At 66.2% G+C, this 18,811-nt stretch carries 20 protein-coding genes; 7 read left to right on the top strand and 13 right to left on the bottom strand.

Features of this window, described 5'->3' with window-relative positions; translation table 11 throughout:
- Positions 1-42: 42 nt before the first annotated feature.
- The gene (locus WDN01_12595; GenBank protein ID MEJ0026858.1) at positions 43-1,644 is read left to right on the top strand and encodes a lysine--tRNA ligase; all 1,602 of its coding nucleotides are present in this window, start codon (positions 43-45) and stop codon (positions 1,642-1,644) included.
- Entirely contained in the window at positions 1,641-2,411 is a 771-nt protein-coding gene (locus WDN01_12590; GenBank protein MEJ0026857.1) for a hypothetical protein, read from the top strand. Before WDN01_12595 ends, WDN01_12590 begins: the two co-directional genes overlap by 4 nt.
- Positions 2,412-2,503: 92 nt before the next feature.
- Here WDN01_12590 and WDN01_12585 read toward each other — a convergent pair whose 3' ends face one another.
- On the bottom strand, positions 2,504-3,142 hold the full coding sequence (locus WDN01_12585; protein MEJ0026856.1) for a helix-turn-helix transcriptional regulator: 639 nt from the start codon (positions 3,140-3,142) through the stop codon (positions 2,504-2,506).
- Between the two features lie 110 nt (positions 3,143-3,252).
- Between WDN01_12585 and WDN01_12580 the strand changes: the two genes are divergently transcribed.
- On the top strand, positions 3,253-4,299 hold the full coding sequence (locus WDN01_12580; GenBank protein ID MEJ0026855.1) for a quinone-dependent dihydroorotate dehydrogenase: 1,047 nt from the start codon (positions 3,253-3,255) through the stop codon (positions 4,297-4,299).
- 4 nt (positions 4,300-4,303) lie between these two features.
- Here the strand turns inward: WDN01_12580 and WDN01_12575 are convergent, their stop codons facing one another.
- A complete protein-coding gene (locus WDN01_12575; protein ID MEJ0026854.1) occupies positions 4,304-4,462 on the bottom strand; it encodes a DUF1272 domain-containing protein in 159 nt (52 codons plus the stop codon).
- A 176-nt stretch (positions 4,463-4,638) separates the two neighbouring features.
- Between WDN01_12575 and WDN01_12570 the strand changes: the two genes are divergently transcribed.
- Positions 4,639-4,935 (top strand): hypothetical protein, encoded by a 297-nt coding sequence (locus tag WDN01_12570; GenBank protein MEJ0026853.1) that lies wholly within the window; start codon positions 4,639-4,641, stop codon positions 4,933-4,935.
- A 507-nt stretch (positions 4,936-5,442) separates the two neighbouring features.
- Here the strand turns inward: WDN01_12570 and WDN01_12565 are convergent.
- The 9 genes from WDN01_12565 to WDN01_12525 all read right to left on the bottom strand — a co-directional run bounded on the left by WDN01_12565 (position 5,443) and on the right by WDN01_12525 (position 11,479).
- On the bottom strand, positions 5,443-6,615 hold the full coding sequence (locus WDN01_12565; GenBank protein MEJ0026852.1) for a CoA transferase: 1,173 nt from the start codon (positions 6,613-6,615) through the stop codon (positions 5,443-5,445).
- A gap of 143 nt (positions 6,616-6,758) precedes the next feature.
- Positions 6,759-6,941, bottom strand: a complete 183-nt coding sequence (locus WDN01_12560; GenBank protein MEJ0026851.1) for a DUF4169 family protein — start codon at positions 6,939-6,941, stop codon at positions 6,759-6,761.
- 5 nt (positions 6,942-6,946) lie between these two features.
- A complete protein-coding gene (locus WDN01_12555) occupies positions 6,947-7,546 on the bottom strand; it encodes a glutathione S-transferase family protein (protein MEJ0026850.1) in 600 nt (199 codons plus the stop codon).
- 111 nt (positions 7,547-7,657) lie between these two features.
- Positions 7,658-7,870: a ribbon-helix-helix domain-containing protein gene (locus WDN01_12550; protein MEJ0026849.1), complete on the bottom strand. Its 213-nt coding sequence runs from the start codon at positions 7,868-7,870 to the stop codon at positions 7,658-7,660.
- Between the two features lie 8 nt (positions 7,871-7,878).
- Positions 7,879-8,592, bottom strand: a complete 714-nt coding sequence (locus WDN01_12545) for a fused MFS/spermidine synthase (protein MEJ0026848.1) — start codon at positions 8,590-8,592, stop codon at positions 7,879-7,881.
- Positions 8,593-8,626: 34 nt separating this feature from the next.
- Complete coding sequence (gene fumC, locus WDN01_12540) at positions 8,627-10,021, bottom strand: class II fumarate hydratase (GenBank protein ID MEJ0026847.1); 1,395 nt, start codon at positions 10,019-10,021, stop codon at positions 8,627-8,629.
- Positions 10,018-10,440 carry a type II toxin-antitoxin system VapC family toxin gene (locus WDN01_12535; GenBank protein ID MEJ0026846.1) on the bottom strand — a complete coding sequence of 141 codons (423 nt, stop codon included), beginning with the start codon at positions 10,438-10,440 and terminating at the stop codon, positions 10,018-10,020. Before WDN01_12535 ends, fumC begins: the two co-directional genes overlap by 4 nt.
- The gene (locus WDN01_12530; protein ID MEJ0026845.1) at positions 10,437-10,901 is read right to left on the bottom strand and encodes a hypothetical protein; all 465 of its coding nucleotides are present in this window, start codon (positions 10,899-10,901) and stop codon (positions 10,437-10,439) included. The genes WDN01_12535 and WDN01_12530 overlap by 4 nt, the downstream gene beginning before the upstream one ends.
- Positions 10,902-10,963: 62 nt before the next feature.
- Positions 10,964-11,479 (bottom strand): ClpXP protease specificity-enhancing factor SspB, encoded by a 516-nt coding sequence (locus WDN01_12525; protein ID MEJ0026844.1) that lies wholly within the window; start codon positions 11,477-11,479, stop codon positions 10,964-10,966.
- Positions 11,480-11,650: 171 nt separating this feature from the next.
- On the opposite strand from WDN01_12525, the gene WDN01_12520 reads away from it, so the two are divergent.
- The 3 genes from WDN01_12520 to WDN01_12510 all read left to right on the top strand — a co-directional run bounded on the left by WDN01_12520 (position 11,651) and on the right by WDN01_12510 (position 16,759).
- Positions 11,651-12,961, top strand: coding sequence for a cytochrome P450 (locus tag WDN01_12520; GenBank protein MEJ0026843.1), 1,311 nt, complete (start codon positions 11,651-11,653; stop codon positions 12,959-12,961).
- An 85-nt stretch (positions 12,962-13,046) separates the two neighbouring features.
- Entirely contained in the window at positions 13,047-14,903 is a 1,857-nt protein-coding gene (locus WDN01_12515) for an adenylate/guanylate cyclase domain-containing protein (protein MEJ0026842.1), read from the top strand.
- Positions 14,903-16,759 (top strand): adenylate/guanylate cyclase domain-containing protein, encoded by a 1,857-nt coding sequence (locus WDN01_12510; protein MEJ0026841.1) that lies wholly within the window; start codon positions 14,903-14,905, stop codon positions 16,757-16,759. The genes WDN01_12515 and WDN01_12510 overlap by 1 nt, the downstream gene beginning before the upstream one ends.
- A 12-nt stretch (positions 16,760-16,771) precedes the next feature.
- On the opposite strand, the gene WDN01_12505 is transcribed toward WDN01_12510, so the two are convergent.
- The gene (locus WDN01_12505) at positions 16,772-17,434 is read right to left on the bottom strand and encodes a cyclic nucleotide-binding domain-containing protein (protein MEJ0026840.1); all 663 of its coding nucleotides are present in this window, start codon (positions 17,432-17,434) and stop codon (positions 16,772-16,774) included.
- Between the two features lie 99 nt (positions 17,435-17,533).
- A complete protein-coding gene (locus WDN01_12500) occupies positions 17,534-18,634 on the bottom strand; it encodes an NADH:flavin oxidoreductase (GenBank protein MEJ0026839.1) in 1,101 nt (366 codons plus the stop codon).
- Positions 18,635-18,811: the final 177 nt, after the last annotated feature.

The raw sequence follows: 18,811 nt of genomic DNA, 5'->3' as shown, positions 1-18,811 counted from the left end.
AACGATTAAGCGTGAGCGATTTCAATGCCTTCCGGCCTCTCCGTGCCATTTCGACCCGATTTGGGCGCCGCCGCGCGCGCCTGGCCGTTCGAAGAGGCGCGCAAGCTCGTGGCGCGGGTGGAAAAGCGCCGCGCCGCGGGGGAAAAGGTCGACGAGATCGTCTTCGAGACCGGCTACGGCCCGAGCGGACTGCCGCATATCGGAACCTTCGGCGAGGTCGCGCGCACCACCTGGGTGCGCCATGCCTTCAACACGATGAGCGATCTTAAGACCCGGTTAATCGCGATCTCGGACGACATGGACGGGCTGCGCAAGGTTCCCGACAATCTGCCGAACCGCGAAATGCTGGCCGCCAATCTGGGCAAGCCGCTGACCGCGATCCCCGACCCGTTCGGCACGCATGACAGCTATGGCCACAACATGAACGCGCGGTTGCGCGCGTTCCTCGACACTTTCGGCTTCGACTACGATTTCCGCAGCGCCACCGAGATGTACAAGTCCGGCATCTATGACGCCGCGCTGCTGCGCGTGCTGGCGAACTACGACCGCGTGATGGAGGTCATGCTGCCGACGCTGGGCGAGGAGCGCCAGCAGACCTATTCGCCGTTCCTCCCCATTTCGCCGGTCTCCGGCAAGGTGCTCCTGGCCAAGGTCGTGGCGCGCGACGTGCCGAAGGGCACCATCACCTATATCGAGGAAGACGGATCGGAAATGACCGTCCCGGTCACCGGCGGGCATTGCAAGCTGCAATGGAAGCCGGATTTCGGCATGCGCTGGGCCGCGCTGCATGTCGATTACGAGATGTACGGCAAGGACCACCTGCCGTCGCAGCCGCTCTATGACGAAATATGCCGCATCGCCGGCGCGCGCCCGCCCGAGCATTTCGTGTTCGAGCTGTTCCTGGACGAGAAAGGCCAGAAGATCGCCAAATCGAAAGGCAACGGCCTGACCATCGACGAATGGCTGACCTATGCGCCGCGCGAGAGCCTGGCGCTCTACATGTTCCAGAAGCCGCGCGTCGCCAAGCGGCTCTCGTTCGACGTGATCCCCAGGGCGGTCGACGATTACATCGACCTCCTGGAGAAATATCACTCCAACGAGACCAGCGAGGCCGAGCGCCTGGAGAATCCCGTCTGGCACATCCACAACGGCCATCCGCCGGCGGAGCGCTATCCGGTGTCCTTCGCGCTTCTGCTCACCCTGGTGACGGCGTCGAACGCCCACAATCACGAGGTGCTGTGGGGCTTCATCCGCGCCTATGCGCCGCACGCCTCGCCCGAGGCCAATCCGGGCCTTGCCCATCTCGCCGATTTCGCGATCCGCTATTACGAGGATTTCGTCAAGCCGACCAAGCAGTACCGCGCCCCGACCGACAAGGAGCGCGCCGCGATGACCGAACTCGCCGCGCGCTTCGACGCGATGGCGGGCGAGCGTGACGGCGCCAAGGTGCAGGACGTGGTCTACGAGATCGGCAAGGCGCACCGGTTCGAGCCGCTGCGCGACTGGTTCAAGGCGCTTTACGAGGTCTTGTTCGGCCAGTCCGCCGGCCCCCGCTTCGGCTCCTTTGCCGCCTTGTTCGGCTGCGCCGAGACCGCGGGCCTGATCCGCCGCGCATTGGCGGGGGAGTTCTCGAAGGCGGCATGAAGAGGCTGGCATTCGCGCTGCTTCTGCTTGTCGCGCTGCCGGCTCGGGCGGCCAACGCGGCGCCGACGCCTTGGGACCTCTACGTCGCCGGGCACTATGCCGAGGCGATAAAGACCGGTACCGCCGCCGCCACCGCGCAGGGTTTTCTCGCGGCCGCCCGCGCCGCGCTCGCCGACGCGACGACGCGGCCGGCGCCCTGCATCGATTGCCTGCGCCGCGCCGAAGCGCTGGCGCGCAAGGCGACCGCCGCCGATCCCAAGCTCGCCGACGCCCATGTCTATCTCGCCGTGGCGATGGGCTATGAAGCGCGGGTCGTCGGCCCGGTCTGGGCGCGCGCGCACAACTACCCCGGCCATGCCAAGGAGGAGCTCGACGCGGCGTTGGCTCTGGATGCGAAAAATCCCTGGGCGCTCGGGGCGCTCGGCGGCTGGAATGTGGAGATCGTGCGCACCGGCGGCGACTATCTCGCGAACTGGCTCTATGGCGCGACGATCGACAACGGGCTGGCCGCTTTCGCCGCGGCATTCAAGGCGGCGCCGGACAATCTCTCGGTGCGCTATCAATATGCGCTGTCGCTCGCCGGCTACGATGCCGACCGCTTCAGCCGCGAGGTCAAGGATGCCCTGGCGCGGGTCGCGAAGACGAAGCCCGCGACGGCCTACGAGACCCTCGCCCGCGCCCGCGCCGCCGAACTGGCCGGGCTCCTCGCCAAGGGCGACCGCGGCACCTTCAACGCGAAAGTAAGGCTGTATCAGGGATATCCGTGACGGGTGGGCGGAAAGCGTCCAGCCTCGGATTTCGACATCGCGCTCGTATCGCCCGCATGGCCTGCTATAGCGGCCATGACAGCTTTGAACCGTTACTGGCTCGCCCAGATGATCCGGTGCATGAACGCGATCTCGGAGATCGCGAAGCTGCGATCCTCGAACGCCGCGTTGAAGGAGCGCAGCTCGATCCGCTGCGCGGTATGCCGCGCGAGCTGCTTGGCCATCACCTCGCCCGCATGGGTGCGCACCACCACGCGGTCGCCGCGCCGGACGTTCGCCGCCGGCGAGACGATGATGCGGTCGCCGTCGCGATAGACGGGCTGCATCGACTCGCCGGTGATCTCCAGCGCATAGGCATGCTCGTCGGCGACCTCGGGAAAGGGGATCTCGTCCCAGCCGGCGCCGACCGGGAACCCGGCGTCGTCGAAATAGCCCTGCGCGCCCGCCTGGGCGAGGCCGATCAGGGGGACCGCGCGGCTGAAGGAGCGGCGCAAGGCGCCGTCCTGGCTGACCAGCGACACGAACTCCTCGAGCGAGGCGCTGGTCGCGTTCAAAATCTTGGACACGCTCTCGGTCGACGGCCAGCGCAGCTTTCCGTTGGCGCCGCCGCGCTTGCTCTTGTTAAATGTCGTGGGATCGAGACCGGCGAGCTTCGCCAGCCCCGACGCCGAAAGTCCGTGGCGCGCGGCGAGCGCATCGATCGCGTGCCAGATTTGATGATGGGTCAGCATCGGGGTCGTCCGTAAGAAGCTGGTCCCGCAAACCGGGTAATTGTTCCTAGAAATAAGTTAATGGTAGGAATTACCACTCCCAGCACGGTCCGGTCTAGAGGGCAAGGACGATGATCTTCGACGCCGCGGCAGCGATTTTGCGGGCTTTCCCGCCGGAATCCGCGCACCGCGCCACCGTCGCGGCGGCAAAAATTTTCGCTCCCCTGCTGCCGCCGGCGCCGCCCGACGATCCGCGTCTGCGCGTGACCGCGCTGGGCCTGGCCTTCGCCAATCCCATCGGCCTGGCGGCCGGCTTCGACAAGGATGCCGAAGTTCCCGACGCGATGGCGACGTTCGGTTTCGGCTTCGTCGAATGCGGCACCGTCACGCCCCGGCCGCAGACGGGCAATCCGCGGCCGCGCCTGTTTCGCCTGGCCGAGGATCGCGCCGTCATCAACCGCATGGGTTTCAACAATGCCGGCATGGAAGCGGCGGCGGCGCGGCTCGGCGCGCGGGCAGGGCGCGGCGTCGTCGGCATCAATATCGGCGCCAACAAGGATTCGGCGGACCGCATCGCGGATTATCGCGCCGCGTTCGAGACGCTGGCGCCGCTCGCGGACTACGTCACCGTCAACGTCTCCTCGCCCAACACGCCGGGCCTGCGCGGCCTGCAGAACCGCGAGGAGCTCGGAAGGCTGCTGGGCATCCTGACCGGCGAGCGCACGCGCCTGTCGCTGCGCAAGCCGATCCTGCTCAAGATCGCGCCCGACCTCGACGATCCCGCGCTCGACGACATCGCGGCCGTGATCGGCGAGGCGGCGATCGAAGGCCTGATCGTCTCCAACACCACCATCGCGCGGCCGGCGACGCTGAAGAGCGCGCATGCGAAGGAGCAGGGCGGCCTTTCCGGCGCGCCGCTGTTCGAGCCCTCGACGCGCATCCTGCGCGAGATGCGGCGGCGGACGAAGATCGCCCTGATCGGTGCCGGCGGGGTTTCGAGCGGCGCCGAGGCCTATGCCAAGATCCGCGCCGGCGCGAGCCTGGTGCAGCTTTACACCGCGCTCGCCTATCGGGGGCCGGGACTCGTGGCGCGCATCAAGCGCGAATTGCTGGCGTGCCTGGAACGCGACGGCCTGGCGACGATCGCCGACGCGGTCGGCGCCGATATGAAAGGCTGAACGCTCACGCCGCCCTTGTGCAGCCTTCCGGCTTCAGCACGCGCCGGGTCGAGGCGGATATTTTGCCAGCATCGCGGCACTCGAAGGTGCAGATGCGGGCGTCCATCGCGTCGGGCGGCAAATCCTTGTCGCAGCATTCGCAATTGGGGCGCAGTTCGAGCATGCATCGCTCCGGTCGATTGCCGCGCCAAGATAGCGCCGAACGCTGGCCGCGCAATCGTCGCCCGATAGGCATCGCCTCCAAGTATAGATTCAAAATAGAAAGTTGACTAAAGATAGCCGAAGTATATAATTCAATATCTACAGTACTATTCATGGTAGGCGAAAGGGGAGGATCACATGTCTGCATGCGCGATGCTTAAGTTTAACGGCGTGACCCAGCAGGCCTGGGAGTGCGGCACGGAAGAGGTGAAGCGGCAGTACGGCATCGTCATCGACAGCAATTCGGGGACGGCGTCGAAGGACGGCTTCGCCATCAAGTGGAACTACGTTCCTGCCGCTCAGACCTTGTCCATCCAGTGCACCAAGAGCCCCTGGTATGTGCCGTGCTCGGCGATCAACAATCGGATCAACGACCTCGTCGAAGGGTGCCTCAAACAATATCAGATCACGATGACCGACATGGTGACGGCCTGACGGCGAGGCGCGACGCGGCGCTCGCCGAGCTGGCCGCGGACATTTCGCGGGCGCTCGGCGTGACGCCGCTGCCGGCCCAGGTCGTCGAACGCGCGGCCGCCGATTCGCTCTACCTGCACACGCTCGTTGGGCGGCGCGACGATGCCGAGGGATTGACCGACCTGATCGCCGCAGGCCGAGGACCGCTTCCGAAATGGGCACCGCCGGCGAACGCGACGCTAATCGCTCGCGCAGCCACGGCGCTCGCGCGTTGGGCCGCGGCCGGGTTTGGAGAGGTCGACGCCGCCTCACGAGAACGGCGGCGCGCCGCCTGTCGGCGCTGTCCGCATCTTACGCAGCCCGGCTCGCATCTTCTTTTGGCGCTCTCGGCCGGCCGGGAGGGTCATGTATGCGGGCTATGCAGCTGTGCTGTCGACCACAAAACGGCGCTGCCGACGGAGAGTTGTCCGGCGCCGGATCCCGACGATGCAAAGCAGACCCGATGGGGCGAGCCCAGCGCCTGAGAGATCACTCCAGCCCAAGCTCCTTCAGGATTGCCAGCCGGTGCTCGTCCAGTTCGGGGGCATGGGCGCGCGTTTTCGGATCCGCGTGGCCGGAAAGCTTCACCGGATTGCCCTGCATGCGGATCGGCCCGAGGTCGGGGTCGAGCGTCTCGACGATCATGTTGCGCGACAGCACTTGGGGATCGGCCATGACCTGCGCCACATTGTTGAGCGGGCCGCAAGGCACGCCGGCCGCGTCGAGCGCGTCCAGCCAATGCTGCGAGGGATGGGCGGAGAGCGCGATCTCCATCGCCTCGTGCAGCGCCTCGTGGTTCTGCACCCGCTTGGGATTCGACACGAAGCGTTCGTCGGCGGCGAGGTCGTCGCGGCCGAGCACGCGGGCGACGCGGGCGAACAGCTCGTCATTGCCGGCGGCGATGGCGATGTGGCCGTCGCGCGTCGCGAAGGCGGCGAAGGGCGCGATGGAGGGATGGCGGCTGCCGAGCCGGCCCGGCGGCTCGCCGGTCGCGACATAGCGCGAGATCGCGTTCTCCAGAAGCGCGACCTGGCTGTCGAGCATGGAGATGTCGACCTTCTGACCCTTGCCGGTGTTCCGGCGGTCGTAGAGCGCGGTGACGATGCCGATGGTCGCGAACAGCCCGGCGGAAAGATCGCCGGTCGAGGTACCGACGCGGGTCGGCGGGCTGTCCGGATGGCCGGTCAGGCTCATCACCCCGCCCATCGCCTGCACGACCATGTCGTAGGCGGGGCGCCCGGCGTAAGGCCCGGTGTGGCCGAAGCCGGAGACGCCGCAATAGATCAGCTTCGGATATTTGTCCTTCAGCGCTTCATAGCCATAGCCGAGCTTCTCCATCGTGCCGCCGCGGTAGTTCTCGATCAGCACATCGGCGCGGGCGAGCAGGGCCTCGAAGATGGCGCGGTCGCCTTGCGCCTTGAGGTCGAGCGCGATGGATTCCTTGGCGCGGTTGACGCTCATGAAATAGCCGGACTTCACCTTGCCCGACGGCGTCGTCACGAAGGGGCCGATATGGCGGCTGTCGTCGCCGGTCTTCGGCGGTTCGACTTTGATGACGCGGGCCCCGAACTCGTTGAGCATGAGCGCGGCGAAGGGGCCGGCGAGCACGCGGGTGAGGTCGATGACGAGGATGCCGGAGAGGGGGCCGGTGGAAAGTGTCATTCCAATTGTCATCCCCGGCGAGTGCGAACGAAGTGAGCGCGAGGGAAGGGGACCCAGGTGGATGGATCGGGCCCGGTCTATCCGCCTGGGTCCCCTTCCCCTCGCATCGCTTGCGCGATGCTCGGCCGGGGATGACAGTTTTGCTATTCCTTGTCCAGCTTGTGCGCGTCCGCCGCGCGCTTGTCCTTCTCTGCGCGGGCCTTGGCGAGGTCGCGGACCGGCTTGGCGATGCCGTGCTTCGTCCGGTTGGCGTCGGCCTCGGCGGCCTTGGCGTCGCGCGCCTTGGCCTTGCGGGCGCGGCGGAGATTGACGATTTCCGCCGCCATTGCCGCTATCCGTTGTCCTTCGCCTGGGCGCGCAGATAGGCGGGACGCGCCGTGACGCGGGCGACATAGTCGTCGTAATGCTTGCGCGCCGGAAACAGCGTGCCTTTGAAATATTGGAGAGCAGAGCCGTACAGGATGTCGGCGGCGGAGAACTCGTCGCCCAGCAGATAGGGCGTGGTTTCGAGCTGCGCGGAGACCAGCGCCTCGAGGTCCTCCAACGCGCCGAAGCCGGTGGGCTTTTCCTTGTCCCAGCCCTGGAAGCGCGCCGTGGCGGCGGGCTCCAGCACGCCGGCATAGAGGAACAGCCAGCGGACATATTCCGCGCGGGTGTTCTCGCCCGGCAAGGGGCCGATCTTATGCTTCTGATGGCTGTCGGTCATGTACAGGCAGATGGCGCCGGATTCGTAGACCACTTCGCCGAAGATCTTGAGTGTCGGCACCTTCTTGAACGGATTCACCTCGCGATAGGTGTCCGGCGCCGGCGCGCCCGAGCCGTCGGCGCGCGCGATCGGCACCAGCTCGATCTTGTAGTCGACCCCCAGTTCCTCCAGCAGCCAGATGATGCGCGAGGAACGCGAGCGCGGAGCATGAAACAGAGTGATCATCGAAGAGGAGCCTTTCGTCTGCGGAGGCTAGAATGATTGCCAATTTGCGACAAGCGCATGACAGCGCTCTCTATAATCCTTCGGCCGGCACGGGCCTGTCAGCAGCGAACGCTAGCCACCGTCCCGGACCGCGGCAAGCGCGTGCAGTCGCAGGGCGCTTGCGAGGGGCCGCCCGCCCCTTGCCGCATCGATGCGGGCGACGAGGGCCGCGAGGCTCGGGCCGGTCCGCTTCGCCTCAACCTCCAGCACCGCCCAGAACTCGGCCTCCAGCGCCACCGAAGTGCGGTGGCCGGCGAGCGAGAAGGAGCGTTTTTTCAAAGGCATCGCGGCCTCTAGTCCCGCAGGGGCCGGAAGTCCAGGTCCCGAATCTCGCGGGCAAGCCGGCGGGCGCGGCGCTTCGGCTTCAGCAGAAGGCGCGGCCGCGTCAGGCCCGCAACCGCGCCGGCGATCAGCACCGCGTTGCGGTCGATCCAGCCGTCGCTGTCGAGCAGGCGGACATGGCGGAAGCTTCGCTGCGCGGCGCGGCCGATGCGGTCTGGCGTGCGGTCGCGGTCGTCCGCGACGATGATGTTCATCGCGAAGATGCCGCGCGGGCGCAGCCGCGATCTGGCCAGCGCGAAGAAATCGGGCTTAAGGAACTGCCGCGGGATCGTGTCGCCGTCATAGGCGTCGAGCGCGATGGCATCGTAGCGGACCGGGCTGCGCGCGAGGAAAGCGCGGCCGTCGGCGACATGGCAGGCGATGGCGGCGGGCAGCGCGAAATAGCGCCGCGCGATCTCGAAGGCGCGGGCGCTGACATCGACCACGGTCACCTCCGCGCCGGTGCGATGGAGCATGGTGGCGAGCGTGCCGCCGCCGCAGCCGATCATCAGCACCCGCCGCGCCCCGGCCTTGCGGATGAAGAAGTACATCGCGTGGACGTAGTCGGCGAGGCTGACGCCGGCGGCGTCCGCGACGCTCTGGTTCTCCCCGGCCTCCCAATAGGAGACGGTGCCCGTGGCGTTGTTCTGTTCGAGGACGAAAGAGGGACGTGGCATGGCACCCATATGCGATTCCCCTGCCACAAGGGGGAGGTCAAGTCTATTTCGGCCCGATCATGTCTTCCGGCCGCACGATCGCATCGAATTCCTCGGCCGTGACGAGGCCGGTCTTGAGGGCCTCTTCCTTCAGCGTCGTGCCGTTCTTGTGCGCGGTCTTGGCGATCTTGGCCGCCGCGTCGTAGCCGATCTTGGGCGCCAGCGCCGTCACCAGCATCAGCGAGCGCTCCAGCCCGTGGCGGATATTGTCGAGCCTGGGCTCGATGCCGACGACGCAGTGCTTGGTGAAGGAGTTCGCCGCGTCGGCCATCAGCCGCACGCTCTGCAGGAAGCTGTAGGCCATGACGGGGTTGTAGACGTTGAGCTCGAAATGGCCCTGGCTGTCGGCGAAGGTGATGGTCGCGTGGTTGCCGAAGATGCGGGTGCAGACCTGGGTCAACGCCTCGCACTGCGTCGGGTTGACCTTGCCGGGCATGATGGAGGAGCCGGGCTCGTTCTCCGGCAGCGCCAGCTCGCCGAGGCCGGAGCGCGGGCCGCTTCCCAAAAGGCGGATGTCGTTGGCGATCTTGAACAGCGACGCCGCGACCGTGTTGATCGCGCCATGGCTGAACACCATGGCGTCATGCGCCGCCAGCGCCTCGAACTTGTTGGGCGCGGAGGTGAAGGCAAGCCCGGTGATGGCGGCGATGCGGTCGGCCACCATCGTGTCGAAACCCACGGGCGCGTTGAGGCCGGTGCCGACGGCGGTGCCGCCCTGGGCGAGCTGCATCAGCAGCGGCAGCGTCGATTCGATGCGCGCGATGCCGTTCTCGACCTGCTGGGTGTAGCCGGAGAATTCCTGGCCCAGGGTGAGCGGCGTAGCGTCCTGCGTGTGCGTGCGGCCGATCTTGATGATCGCTTTCCAGGCCTGCGCCTTGTCGTTCAGCGCGTTGCGCAGCGTGCGCAGGGCGGGCAGCAGGGCGTGGTGGATCTCCTCCGCGCAGGCGATGTGCATGGCCGTCGGATAGGTGTCGTTCGACGACTGGCTCATATTGACGTGGTCGTTGGGATGGACCGGCTTCTTGGAGCCCATCTCGCCGCCCAGCATCTGGATCGCGCGGTTGGAGATCACCTCGTTGGCGTTCATGTTGGACTGGGTGCCCGAGCCGGTCTGCCAGACGGAGAGCGGGAAATGCGCGTCGAGCTTGCCCTCGATCACCTCCTGCGCCGCCTTGACGATGGTCTCGCCGAGCTTGGGGTCGAGATGGCCGAGCGCCATGTTGGTCTCCGCCGCGGCGCGCTTGACGACGCCCAGCGCGCGCACGATGGCGGCGGGCTGCTTCTCCCAGCCGATCTTGAAATTGTGCAGCGAGCGCTCGGCCTGCGCGCCCCAGTATTTCGAGGCATCGACCTCGACGGGTCCGAAAGTGTCGGTTTCGGTGCGGGTGGGTTTGGTCATGGTCCGTCGATCCAAGGGTTGATGACTTGTACGCCGCAGGCCCCGAAGTCGTCGACGTTCCTCGTTGCCACGGCAGCCCCATGCAGGCGTGCAATGGCCGCAATCTGGCCGTCGGCAGTGGCGGTCTTCAAGCCCGCCTGGCGCCGCAGCGTAACAACCAGCGAAAACTCTCTTGCCGCTTGTCGATCGAACAAAAATATCCGATTGCCGAGCGAATCTAAAATTTCACCATAGGCCCGCGCCATGCTGGTCCGACGCTTGCCCTCGGGCAGGGCGGCAACGCCGGCAAAAAGCTCCGCTTCGGTGATTGTCGTCGTCGAAAGCTCCATGGAGCTTTGCGCTCGTAGCCACCCGGCGACGCGCTCGGACGTCAACGGCTTTGCGAATTCCGAAATCACATTGGTGTCCAGAATGATCATTTTCTTCGACGCGTGGACCGCTCCGCGTCGGGTGTCCGACGGAAATCCGACGCGACGTCGCGCACCAGGTTCTCGAATTTCGTGTCCCCGCGCACGCCTGCCGCAACCGCATCGCCGTAGGTGTTGCGCAAGGCGTCAACACTCGTATCACTCTTCTTCGCGGTGTCCGTGTTCTTCGAGCGGTGCGCCCGCTTCGGGGACGAGACGCCGTCCAATTCGATTTCTCTCATGGCGGTTCTCGGCGGGATATCCAGATCAACACCGCCATATTCTTCGACGACGTCTCGGATAGGCTTGAAGAGATCGAGCCCTCTCGTCGGATGAGGCGCGGAGGGTGCTTGCACACTTCTGGTAAGGATGTCGCGAACTTCGGCTTCGAGTGAGTGACCATTGCCGGCAGCGCGCATGCGCAGCCGCTGTTTCACGCGGTCGTCGAGATTCCGGACGGTGATGCTTGCCATGCAAGCAATGTACTCATTGATTGCAATGATTGCAATCCAATTTTTCCGTGCGCAGGGCGGAGTTACTTCTTCCGAAACGAATCCAAACTCACCACTTCGCCGGGCGCGGCGGGTTTGTCGGCCGGCTCGGCGGCTTTCGCGGGCTCGGAGGTTTTCTCGCGGTTCTGCTCCACGGCGGGCTGCGGCAGCATGGTGGGCGAGGACGCGCCCTTGGCGTCGCCCTCCTGGCCGCGGAACTGCAGGCCGAACTGCACGCCCGGATCGAAGAAGGCGGTAAGCGCAGGAAACGGGATGACGAGCGTCGCCGGCAGCTTCTTGAAGGTGAGCGTGACCTCGAAGCGGTCCTCGGTGACCTTCAGGCCCCAGAACTGGTGCTGGAGGATGATGGTCATCTCGTCGGGATATTGCTCGCGCAGGAAATCGGGAATGTCGACGCCGGGAAATTTCGTCTTGAAGGTCAGGTAGAAATGGTGCGAGCCAATCAGCCCCTGCTTCTCGATCCGGCGCAAGGCATCGCGCACGACGCCGCGCAGCGCCGCGTCGGTCAATGCCTGATAGCCGATGAAGTCCTTTGCCATGCGCGGGTCCGGTGCTGAAGACGGGAGACTAAGCGCGCCCATTCCTAAGTCAATGCGAAGAGCGAAGGTGTAAGGCGTAGAAGGCGATGCTAGTGTCCCGCCATGAGCGAGGCGCTGGCGGAACCGCGAGAATCAGCATTGAGGCCGGCGGCGCCGATTCCCAAGGATCGCGTGATCAGCCGCATCCAGGCGGTGCGGGAGATCGGGCGCAACGCGGTGGCGGCCTGGGGCGAACGCGCCTATCGCGTGCCTTACGTCTATGACCGAAACTGGATCCAGGACTTCCTGCTGCTCAACGATCCGGACGGCGTGAAGCATGTCCTGCTCGACAATGTCGCGAATTACAAAAAGAGCCGGCAGGTGCAGCGCACGACGGGGCCGGCGCTGGGCAACGGCCTGTTCAACGCCGATGGCGAAAGCTGGAAATTCCAGCGCCGAACCACCGCGCCGACCTTTTCCATGCGCCATGTCGCCGATTTCGCGGCGCCCATGGCGACAGTGACCGAGGCGGCGCTGAAGCGCTGGGACGATCTGGCGCCCGGCGCCACGATCGACGCGGCCGAGGAGATGATGCGGATCACCTACGCCATTATCACCCACACGATGTTCTCCGACGACGTGCGGATCGACTATGCGGCGCTGGCCGGGCACTTCGTCACCTATATCGACACGCTGGGACGGATCGACCTTCTGACCACGCTGGGCGTGCCGGCCTGGGCGCCGACGCCCAAAAGGCTGAAGGCCCGCGCCGCGGTGCGCTTCTTCCGCCGCGAGATCGGCGCCCTGATCGCCCGGCGCAAGGAACAGATCGCGCGCGATCCGGCCGCCGCGCCGAAGGACCTGCTCACCCTGCTGCTGACCACCCGCGATCCCGAAGGCGGCGCGCTGTTCGGCGAGGCCGAGGTCTACGACAATGCGATGACCTTCATTTTCGCGGGCCATGAGACGACCGCCAACGCGCTTGCCTGGACGCTCTATCTGCTGTCGCAATTTCCCGGCATCGAGGCGCGGGTGGCGGCGGAGGTGCGCGCGGCGGACGGCGATCCGGCCCGCATGCCCTATACGCGCCAGGTGCTGGAGGAGTCGCTCCGCCTCTATCCGCCGGCGCCCTTCATCAGCCGCGATTCCATCGGGCCGGACCGGATCGGGCCGATCGATATCCGCGGCGGCACCTCGGTCCTGATCTCGCCCTGGCTGATCCAGCGCCATCGCACGCTGTGGGAGGCGCCCGATTATTTCGATCCCGACCGTTTCGCGCCGGGCCGGCGCGAGGTCATTCCCCGCTTCGCCTATATCCCGTTCGGCGCCGGGCCGCGCATCTGCATCGGCATGGGCTTCGCGATGCAGGAGGCGATGATCGTGCTGGGCCAGATCCTCAAGCGGTTCAAGCTGGACCTCGTGCCCGGCCATCCCGTGGTGCCGCTGGCGCGGCTGACGCTCCGGCCGCAATTCGGGCTGAAGATGGTGCTGTCGAGACGGTGACATCGTGCGGGGCTGACGGCGCCCGGCCGAGCCGTTAGGGTATCTCCGGGTTCACCACGGCCGCCCGTTTTCGATGCAACGAAAATTGACCGCGATTCTGTCCGCCGACGTGGTCGGCTATAGCGGCCTGATGCAGGCCGACGAGGCCGGCACGCTGGAACGGCTGAAGGCCAACCGGGCCCGCATCTTCGACCCTCAGGTCGCCATCCATGGCGGGCGGGTCTTCAAGCTGATCGGCGACGGGGCTCTGGCGGAATTCCCCAGCGTCATCGCCGCGGCCGAATGCGCGCTCGCGATCCAGGCCGCGACCGAGAAGGCCGCCGGCGCCAGCCGCATCCGCTATCGCATCGGGATCAATCTGGGCGAGGTGATCGTCGAGGGGGACGACATCTATGGCGAGGGCGTCAATGTCGCCGCGCGGTTGCAGGCGCTGGCGCCGGTCGGCGGCATCGCCGTGTCGAGGACCGTGCGCGACAATATCGAAGGCAAGCTCGCCTGCGCCTTCGAGGACATGGGCGAACACCAGGTGAAGAATCACGAGCGCCCGGTCCAGGCATTCTCGGTTCGCGCCGCCGCGCCGCCAGAGGCCGTTCCGCCGGCCGCCGAGGCGTCGCAAAAGCTGTCGATCTGCGTGCTGCCGTTCGCCAATATGAGCGACGATCCGCAGCAGGAATATTTCAGCGACGGCATCAGCGAAGACATCATCACCGATCTGAGCAAGGTCTCGGCGCTGGGCGTCATCGCCCGCAACACCGCGTTCCAGTTCAAGGGCAAGAGCGTCGACATTCCGCAGATCGCGCGACAGCTGAAGGTCAGCCACATCCTCGAAGGCAGCGTGCGCAAGGCGGGCAGCCGCCTGCGCATCACCGCGCAGCTGATCGACGGCGCCACCGGCGAGCATGTCTGGGCCGAGCGCTACGACCGCGATCTCAGCGACATCTTCGCGCTGCAGGACGAGATCTCCGAGGCCATCGTCAAGGCGCTCAGGCTGAAGCTTCTTCCGGAGGAGAAGAAGGCCATCGAGCGGCGCGGCACCACCAATGCCGAGGCCTATAATCTCTATCTGATGGCGCGGCAGAATTACGTGATCGGAAACGAGGGCTATTCGAACCGCGCGGAGGCCATCGTGCGGCTGTGCCGGCGGGCCACCGAAATCGATCCGAACTACGCGCAAGGCTGGGCGCTGATGGCGCTGGGGCAGATGATTTTGTACTTCACCCATGGCGTCAAAACCGACGACGGCCTGACCGCGGTGGAACGCGCGCTGGCGCTGGACGCCAATCTGGCGGAAGCCCACGCGATCAAGGCGCGAATCCTGTCCGACCAGGGCCGCACGGACGAGGCCTGCGCCGAAATCGCCGTGGCCCTGAAGCTGGACCCGGAGTCCTACGAGGTCAACAAATCGGCGGCGCGATTGAGCTTCCGGCAGCGCGCCGTCGAGGACGCCGCCCGCTATTTCGAGAAAGCCACGGCGCTGATGGAAACGGACTTCAATTCGCCGCTGATGCTGATGACCTGTTATCGGGCACTGGGGAATACCGGCGACATGGTGCGCGTCGCGCGGGTTGCGCTGGCGCGCGCGGAAAAGACCCTGACGCAGGACCAGAACAACGGCGCGGCCGTGGCCAGCGGCGCCGACGCGCTCGCGGCCCTGGGCGAGAAGGAACGGGCGAGCGACTGGATCACCCGCGCGCTGCTGATCGATCCCGACAACATGAACATGCGCTATAATTTTGCCTGCACGCTGGTGACGCAATTGCAGGATTTCGACGCCGCGCTCGACATGCTGGGACCCGTCTTCGCCCGGTGGAACGTCGGCTTCCTCAAGCACGCCAAAGTCGATCCGGACCTCGACCGCATCCGGGACGATCCGCGTTTCAAGGCCATGCTGGCGGCGGCGGAAGCGCGGGTGGCGGCGGACGGCGAAACGGGATCCGGCTGATGCAGCGCAAGCTCACCGCCATCCTGTCCGCCGACGTGGTCGGCTATAGCGGATTGATGGAAGCCGACGAGACCGGGACGCTGGAGCGGCTGAAGGCCAACCGGACGCGGATTTTCGATCCCCAGGTCGCGATCCATGGCGGCCGCATCTTCAAGCTGATCGGCGACGGCGCGCTGGCGGAATTTCCCAGCGTCATCTCGGCCGTCGAATGCGCGCTCGCGATCCAGGCCGCGACCGAGAAGGCCGCCGGCGCCAGCCGCATCCGCTACCGCATCGGCATCAATCTGGGCGAGGTGATCGTCGAGGACGACGATATCTATGGCGACGGGGTCAATGTCGCGGCCCGGCTCCAGGCGCTGGCGCCCGTCGGCGGCGTCGCCGTCTCGCGCACCGTGCACGACAACGCCAGGGGCAAGATCTCCTGCACGTTCGACGACCTTGGGGAGCACACGGTCAAGAACATCGAGACGCCGGTGCACGTGTTCTCGGTCCGCCCGGCGCGCGCGACGGACGAGGCGGAGCGGCCGAAGCCCGAACCGGCGCACAAGCTCTCCATCTGCGTCCTGCCCTTCTCGAACATGAGCGGCGACACGGAGCAGGAGTATTTCAGCGACGGCATCAGCGAAGACATCATCACCGATCTCTCCAAGGTCTCGGCCTTGTCGGTGGTGGCGCGCAACACCGCCTTCACCTTCAAGGGCAAGAGCCTGAAGATCCCGCAGGTCGCGCGCGAGCTCTCCGTCAGCCATGTGCTGGAAGGCAGCGTCCGCAAATCGGGCGGGCGGGTGCGCATCACCGCGCAGCTCATCGACGGGGCCGCGGGCGACCATGTCTGGGCGGAACGCTACGACCGCAATCTCGACGACATCTTCGCGCTGCAGGACGAGATCAGCCAAGCCATCGTCGGTGCCCTCAGGCTCGTGCTGCTGCCCGAGGAGAAGAAGGCGATCGAGCGCCGCGGCACCGAGAATGTCGAGGCCTACAATCTCTATCTGATGGCACGGCAGAACTTCACCACCGGCAATTTCGGCGACGTGCGGCGGGACGAGACGGTCATCCGCCTCTGCACGCGCGCGACCGAGATCGATCCGTCCTATGCGCGCGCCTGGGCGCTGCTGGCCATGGCGCAGAACTCGCTGCGCTACCAGTTCGCCAGGGACGGCGATGGCGGCCAGGCCTCGGTCGAACGAGCGCTGGCGCTCGACGCCAACCTGGCCGAGGCGCACGCCGTCCTGGCCCTGCTGCTGCACGAGAGCGGGCGCCATGACGAGGCGCTGGCCGAGCTGGCGACCGCGCTGCGCATGGATCCGGACTCGCACGAGGTCAACCGCGCGGCGGCCTATTCGCATTTCCGCCGGCGCCGGATCGTCGACGCTATCGCCCATTTCGAGAAGTCCGCCGCCATTTTGGAAGCGGATTTCAGTTCGTCGGCCATGCTGATCACCTGCTACACCGCGACCGGCGACGCCAAGGGCCAGCGCCGCGCCGCGGAGATGACCCTGGCCCGGGTCGAAAAGGTCATCGCGCTCGACCGCAACAACGGCGCCGCGATCGGGCTCGGCGTCTCGGCGCTGATGGTGCTGGGCGAGGCCGAGCGCGCCAAGGAATGGATGGCCCGCGGCCTTCTCATCGATCCCGACAACATGAACATGCGCTACAACTTCGCCTGCGACATGGCGGCCCAGATGGGGGACAAGGATCGCGCGCTGGAGCTTCTCGGACCGGTACTGGCGACGATGTCGATCGATTTCCTGAACCACGCCAAGGCCGATCCGGACTTCGATTCGCTGCGCGACGATCCCCGCTTCCAGGCCATGATCGCCGCCGCCGAGGCGCGGCTTGCGGCGGAAGGCTGACGCCGGCCCGATTCAGGCCGCCCGCTGCGCGCGGAGCCGGTCGATTTCCCGGTTGCTCTCGGCGAGATGGCGTTCGAGCTGGGCGATGTTCTCGAACAGGCGCGCGCTCGACAGTTTGAGAAAATAGAATCCGAAGGTCGGGTTCTGGTAATAGAGCTGCTCGATCCGTCTGTACGGCATGACCAGGAGGTTCGCGTCCTCGGTGCAGGAGACCGTGTGCGTGCGCGTCTGACCGGGCGACAGCATGCCGAGCTCGCCCACGACCCCGCCTTCCGCGATCTCGACCCCGACATCGGCGACGCCGAGCCGTCCGCTCAGGACATAATACATGCGGTCGGCCTTGTCACCCTTGCGGAACAGGACGTCCCCTTTGCGCACCGAGACGCGATCCATGAACGGCTTGAGCCATTCCAGGGACTGCGAGCCGCTGTTCGCGGCATGCTTCACCTGATTGATGAGGCCGGTCATCTGGCTGAGCCGGCGCACATTGATCGGCAGCAGGATCGCGTGCTGGACGACGATCGGATAGATGCCGGTGAGCAGGCCGAAACAGATCTGCGCCACATTGTGGGCGACGCCGGTGATCCGCAACGGGATCATCGTGTGCATGATCAGCATGAGCACGCCGAGCGCGGCCGAGCCGTAGCCGATCACGGCGATGTCCGTCGCGGTCAAGGTGAAATGCCCTACGCCCAATTCTCCCGCTGCTCCGACCTGCCGCAAATTTTGACGGCTTCGCGAATGCGCTGTCTATCGCGGCGGCGCGCCGAATGCCTAGACCAGCGTCGCCAGGGCCTCCGGGCTGTAGGGCACGAGCGCGTCCAGCTTGCCGACGCGCACCTTGTTCGCCCAGTCGGGGTTGACGATCAGGGCGCGGCCGACCGCGATGAGGTCGAAGTCGCCGCGCTCCATCATCTCGATCAGCCGGTCGATGCCGGAGATCTCCGCGCCCGCCTGGCGGAAGGCGGTGATGAAGTCGTTGCTGAGGCTGACCGAACCGACCGAGATCGTGGGCTTGCCCGAAAGCTTCTTGGTCCAGCCGGCGAGGTTCAGGTCGGAGCCTTCGAATTCCGGCTCCCAGAAGCGGCGCGTCGAGCAATGGAAGATGTCGACGCCGGCGTCGATCAGCGGCTTGAGGAAGGTTTCGAGTTCGCCCGGCGTGTGCGCCAGGCGGGCGGCGAAGTCCTGCTGCTTCCATTGCGAGAAGCGCAGCAGGATCGGGAAATCCGGTCCCACCGCGGCGCGCACGGCGCGCGCGATGTCGGCGGCGAAATGGGAGCGGGCCTCGAGGCTGCCGCCGTATTTGTCGCCGCGCTGGTTGGTGCCCTCCCAGAAGAACTGGTCGATCAGATAGCCGTGCGCGCCGTGCAGCTCGACGCCGTCGAAGCCGAGGTCCTTGGCGTAGGTGGCGGATTTGGCGAAGCCGGCGATCACGTCGGCGACGTCGCCGTCGCTCATCGGCTCGGCGACCTTCTTGTCCTTCTTGGCGAGGCCGGAGGGACTCATGCTGGGCTGCTCGGGATAGGGGCCGGTGCCGGGATGGCGCACGACGCCGAGGTGCCAAAGCTGCGGCATGATATGGCCACCGACGGATTTCACCGCTTTGACCACCTTGCCCCAGCCTTCGAGGGACGCGGCGCCGTGGAAATGCGGGACGTTCACGTCGTTGGTGGCCGATTTGTGCTCGGGCGCGGTGCCCTCGGTCAGGATCAGGCCGGTGCCGCCGGCAGCGCGGGCCTTGTAATAGGCGGCGACGGTATCGTTCGGGATCTGCTCCGGCGATTTGGAGCGCGTCATCGGCGCCATGACGATGCGGTTGGGAAGCGACAGCGATTTGAGCTGGAACGGGCGGAACAGTACGTCGGTGCCGGACATGGATATTCCTTCGGGATAGCGGTTGCCCGAAGGTCAGCACGGCGGGCGGCGCCCTGACAAGGCGCGGCGGCCCGCGATCATTACGTCGACGGAACCTTGGACGAGCGACCGTCGGGCCATGGCGCCGCGTTGGCCAATAAAGCCTTGAGCCTGACGGCTCTGCGGAGTAACTCCCGT

It is taken from the genome of Rhizomicrobium sp., assembly GCA_037200985.1.
In the GTDB taxonomy this organism is placed as follows: domain Bacteria; phylum Pseudomonadota; class Alphaproteobacteria; order Micropepsales; family Micropepsaceae; genus Rhizomicrobium.
This window is presented reverse-complemented; position numbering and strand designations above follow the sequence as displayed.